At 47.1% G+C, this 4,942-nt stretch carries 4 protein-coding genes; 2 read left to right on the plus strand and 2 right to left on the minus strand.

Features of this window, described 5'->3' with window-relative positions; all coding sequences use genetic code 11:
- Nucleotides 1-279: 279 nt before the first annotated feature.
- Nucleotides 280-1,764: a glutamate synthase subunit beta gene (locus O9332_RS05515; protein ID WP_002784459.1), complete on the plus strand. Its 1,485-nt coding sequence runs from the start codon at nucleotides 280-282 to the stop codon at nucleotides 1,762-1,764.
- On the opposite strand, the gene O9332_RS05520 is transcribed toward O9332_RS05515, so the two are convergent.
- Complete coding sequence (locus O9332_RS05520) at nucleotides 1,697-1,861, minus strand: hypothetical protein (protein ID WP_288024145.1); 165 nt, start codon at nucleotides 1,859-1,861, stop codon at nucleotides 1,697-1,699. The genes O9332_RS05515 and O9332_RS05520 overlap by 68 nt on opposite strands.
- A 310-nt stretch (nucleotides 1,862-2,171) precedes the next feature.
- The gene (gene rpaA / locus O9332_RS05525; RefSeq protein ID WP_002798623.1) at nucleotides 2,172-2,912 is read right to left on the minus strand and encodes a two component system response regulator RpaA; all 741 of its coding nucleotides are present in this window, start codon (nucleotides 2,910-2,912) and stop codon (nucleotides 2,172-2,174) included.
- A 510-nt stretch (nucleotides 2,913-3,422) separates the two neighbouring features.
- Here rpaA and O9332_RS05530 point away from each other — a divergent pair.
- On the plus strand, nucleotides 3,423-4,142 hold the full coding sequence (locus O9332_RS05530) for a biliverdin-producing heme oxygenase (protein WP_288024142.1): 720 nt from the start codon (nucleotides 3,423-3,425) through the stop codon (nucleotides 4,140-4,142).
- The last annotated feature ends 800 nt before the right edge of the window (nucleotides 4,143-4,942 follow it).

Here is a 4,942-nt window from a genome sequence, read left to right on the forward strand (position 1 = left end):
TTGAGGGGGTCAATTACCTAATTTTCAGGGAAAAAGTAGCTGAATTTCCCCCTGATCACTCCCATATCTGGTACTTTTGGATTTCAAAAAAGGCTAAAAGTCTTATCCAGCAAGGTTTTTAGATTTATTCAGCAGACCCTAGTTAATTCCCGAATTTGTCAAAATTACCGCCTGTTAGTCCACTGAGCTGCCGATAAGATTAAAGAAATCGGTAAAGTTGCGGGGATCGATCGAACTGTGAAGGAAGATAGGGAATAAACGACAGAGATAACAAAGACTATGGGCAAACCGACTGGCTTTATCGAATTCCTGCGTGAACTTCCTTCCGAACTTACCCCCCTCGATCGCCTTCATAATTGGGATGAGTTTCATCTTCCCATGCCAGAAGATAAACTCCGCAATCAGGCCGCCCGTTGTATGGATTGTGGTACACCATTTTGTCACACGGGAACGCTAATTAGTGGCATGGCCAGTGGTTGCCCGATTAATAACCTGATTCCCGAATGGAATGATTTAATCTATCGAGGATTGTGGCGAGAAGCCCTCGATCGCCTCCATAAAACCAATAATTTCCCCGAATTTACCGGTAGAGTCTGCCCCGCCCCCTGTGAGGGTTCCTGTGTTCTCGGTATTCATAATCCCCCCGTTACGATCAAAAATATTGAATGTTCGATTATTGACAAAGGTTGGGAATCCGGTTGGATTACTGCCAATCCCCCCGCCATCCGTACCGGCAAAAAAGTGGCCGTGATCGGTTCCGGACCTGCTGGATTAGCAGCCGCCGACCAGTTAAATAAAGCCGGTCACTGGGTGACAGTTTATGAAAGGGCCGATCGCCCCGGGGGGCTATTAATGTACGGTATCCCCAACATGAAGTTAGATAAGGAAGAAGTCGTTCTGCGTCGTCTCCAGATGCTCGAACAGGAAGGGGTAAAAATGGTCTGTAACACGGAAGTGGGCAAGGACATCAGCAGCCAAGACCTATTAAACGAATATGATGCCGTGGTTATCTGTACCGGAGCCACCAAACCCCGGGATTTAAACATCGAAGGTCGCCAATTAAAGGGCATTCACTTCGCCATGGAGTTTCTCACCGCTAATACAAAAGCACTATTAGACGGACAACCGGGGGAGGATTTTATCTCGGCTGCGGGTAAAGACGTAGTAATTATCGGCGGTGGCGACACGGGAACCGACTGTGTGGGGACTTCCCTGCGTCATAACTGCCGTAGCGTCACCCAATTAGAGATCATGCCGCAACCGCCCCGAGAACGGGCCGCCGATAATCCCTGGCCCGAATGGCCGAAAATCTACCGTCTGGACTATGGACAAGAGGAAGCGGCCGCGCGTTTTGGCGATGACCCCCGGGTTTATACCACCACGGCGACTAAATTCGAGGGGGATAGCGAGGGCAACGTCACAGGGATTCACACGGTACGGGTGGAATGGCAACGCAACGAAAAAGGGCAGTTTATCCCCCAACCGGTAGCAGGAACAGAAAAAGTCATCCCGACGCAATTGGTTCTATTGGCCATGGGATTTTTGGGACCAGAACAGCCTTTACTCGATGATTTAGGCTTAGAAAAGGATGCCCGCAGCAATATCAAGGCCGAACACGGTCAATTTGCCACTAGCTTACCGAAAGTGTTCGCCGCAGGGGATTGTCGTCGTGGTCAAAGTTTGGTGGTTTGGGCGATTAATGAAGGTCGCGGGGCCGCCAGAGAATGCGATCGCTTTTTGATGGGGGCGACGGATTTACCTTAAACCAGTAGTTAGGGCTTGCTGAAAAAGTTTTTTGTGGGGGCAGGGTGTGGGGTGTGGGGTGTGGGGTGTAGGGTTTTACCGATTTTGAGGGGGTCAATTACCTAATTTTCAGGGAAAAAGTACCTGAATTTTCCCCCCGATCACTCCCATATCCGGTACTTTTTGATTTCTAAAAGGTCTAAAAGTCTTACCCAACAAGGTTTTTAGATTTATTCAGCCAGCCCTAGTTACTCCTGCCATTGTCCTGACTTGCTGGGGGTGCTTACCCCTTGTGATAGTCAGGGCCAAAAAGAGGCCTCAGCCATAGCCATCAAAACCCAACCGCCGGTCAAACCTTCTCAATCTGAAGAGGAGGAGGAGCGACGAAACAATTGTCCCTATTGCCTATCTAGACAATTGCTCCCTGTTTAAACCGTTGCCGCCGATGAATCAAGCACCACCTGTTCATTGGTGGGTAACTCCAGACAATAACCCGCACCGTAAACGGTTTTAATATAGCGAGGATGACGGGGATCGGGTTCTAGTTTCGTTCTCAGATGGCGAATATGAACGCGAATAGTCTCGATATCATCATCGGGATCGTATCCCCAGACCTCCTTGAGAATATCACTAGGGGAAACGGTTTGACCGTGACGTTGGAGAAGACAGTGGAGTAACTCGAATTCTAGATGGGTTAACTTGACCACACTTTCAAACCAGACCGCCTCAAAACGTTCGGGAACCAGGGTTAAAGGTCCAAAACTGAGTATTTCTGAGTGTTTAGCGGCTTGGGGAATGCGATCGGTGCGTCTGAGGAGAGCGCGTACCCTAGCTAACATTTCCTCCACCTCGAAAGGTTTGGTCAGGTAATCATCAGCACCCGCATTAAAACCTTCCACTTTATCTTGGGTTTGTCCTAAGGCTGTGAGCATCAAAATCGGGATGTCGGACGTGCGTTCATCTCGTCGCAAACGCTGACAGACAGTAAAACCATCGACTTTGGGCAGCATTAAATCCAGCATGATTAAATCGGGTTGTAACTGGACGGCCAAGGCCTGGCCTTTAATCCCGTCCTCTGCGGGATTAACGTCATAACCCGCCATCTCCAGGTTGATGGAGACTAATTCCGCGATTGCAGGATCATCATCGATTACAAGTATTCGGGGCATTACCAGAGTGTTATGACTAAGGGTTTGGGTAGGGGGTTGCTAAATGTGTTCTCGCTGACATCGCAACTAGGGCTTTGTCTCTCAAGGGCTTGAGTTTAGCACAACATAAAGAATCCTGTACTGATTATAAGCATGATTGCTAAATTCGGTTTTAATTTGTGAAATTTTGCTGATATAAGTCTCCTGAATGTTAAGAATTTCTAAGAAGTGTGAAGAATGTCGAGCAAGAATTGATATTGGCGCTAGACTACACCCTCTCTCTCAACAAGATCAACTAGGGAGCAGTTTTTCACTAATCTTTACAATTGCGCCATCTCGATCGATACCGGTTTCAACCGGCGGTCAAGTCCTGCTAGAGCTAACTTTTCTCCCTAAGCTCCCCCGGCGGCACTGTAAAAATTCTTAATAAAATTACCGATCAATTCAGTTTAATCTACCAAAATAGACGGTTTTAGTAAGCATCTGTAACGAACCCGATCCATTCCACTCATCCCAACAGGTGATCATAATATGAGCGTTAATTTATCAACTCAACTGCGAGAAGGCACGAAAAAATCCCACACCATGGCAGAAAACGTCGGTTTTGTCAAGTGTTTTCTCAAAGGTGTGGTAGAAAAAACTTCCTATCGCAAACTGGTGGCTAACCTCTACTTCGTCTATTCGGCCATGGAGGAGGAGATGGAAAAACTTCCTAGTCATCCCGTCGTTTCTAAAATCTGTTTTCCTGAACTCAATCGCAAAAATGCGCTAGAACAGGATTTATATTTTTATTATGGTCCAAATTGGCGCAACGAGATCGCTTTATCTCCCGCAGGTCAGGCCTACGTTGACCGGATTCGGGAAATCGCCACAACAGAACCCGAATTATTAGTCGCCCATTCCTATACCCGTTATCTCGGCGATCTGTCCGGGGGGCAAATATTGAAAAAAATCGCCGAAAAAGCGATGAATCTGGAAACTGGTGGCACGGCTTTCTATGATTTCAAAGATATTTCCGACGAAAAAGCCTATAAAAACCACTATCGTCAAACCCTCGACGAGTTACCGGTGGATCAAGCCATGGCCGATCGCATTGTCACCGAAGCTAACGCCGCTTTTGGCATGAACATGAAAATGTTCCAAGAGTTGGAAGGTAATCTGATCAAAGCGATCGGAATTATGCTCTTTAATACTCTCACCCGTCGTCGCACCACCGGCAGCACCGAAACTGGATTGGCTACCGCCGAATAGTAGTCAAGAAAACCTAAAAAAACGGATAATTCTAGAATTGGGGTAATGGTTAGCCTTGACATCCTCGCCGCCCTAAAAGTGCGGCGATTCCTAAACCTCACGATTTAAGTTTCTGCTTCCACCACCGTCGCATACCACAGTTAAAAAACCATGTACTGTCTTACACAGAGTCCACAGACTTTCGCCCCATTTCAGAAGCCCGATTCCCTGTGTCCCACGGTACGTTTCCAGCTAAACGCTTCTTGTACTTGTTGCGCGCGACTTTTTACCCGGCCAAGCTTTTCTGGTCGGAACCCCCTAAGCCGAGTTTTCAAGGTGCTGCGCCGTCCACTTGGTTTTCGAGACTGGCCTTTTAATTCTAAGGTAAAGCCAACCTAGAACGGCGGGGTTTCAGACCCAAAATTTCCGATGAAAAGAAAGTGAGATGCTCCCCAGTAGGGTGCGTTAGCGTAACTCACCAAAAACCTTTCTTTGTGGTGCGTTACGGCAATATTCAGAGCTTGATTTTTGCCCTAAAAACAAGGGATTGCCTAACGCACCCTACCCAACTACTAGAAGCATAACGCAATCGCAACAATGCAATCTACTTCGGTTATCGAAAATTTGGGTTAAAACCCCGTCCTTTTAGGACGGCTTTAAGCTACAATGGAAAAAACGATAACCAAGCTAAAAACTGAACCTTGACAACAGATAGTAGGGGGTTTTGTTCAGAAAAGAATTCAAATTCGGCCTTGAACGAGTAAAACTTTCTAGGAAATAAGGTTGAACATGAGATTTTTTCGACTTGTTCAAAGTGGCCG

The sequence above is a fragment of the Microcystis sp. LE19-10.1B genome (assembly GCF_027530565.1).
In the GTDB taxonomy this organism is placed as follows: domain Bacteria; phylum Cyanobacteriota; class Cyanobacteriia; order Cyanobacteriales; family Microcystaceae; genus Microcystis; species Microcystis aeruginosa.

Bases quoted from the DNA above. Each gene is read 5' to 3' on its own strand.
- O9332_RS05515 (WP_002784459.1), top strand. From the start codon at position 280: ATGGGCAAACCGACTGGCTTTATCGAATTCCTGCGTGAACTTCCTTCC.
- rpaA (WP_002798623.1), bottom strand. From the start codon at position 2,912: ATGCCCCGAATACTTGTAATCGATGATGATCCTGCAATCGCGGAATTA.
- O9332_RS05530 (WP_288024142.1), top strand. From the start codon at position 3,423: ATGAGCGTTAATTTATCAACTCAACTGCGAGAAGGCACGAAAAAATCC.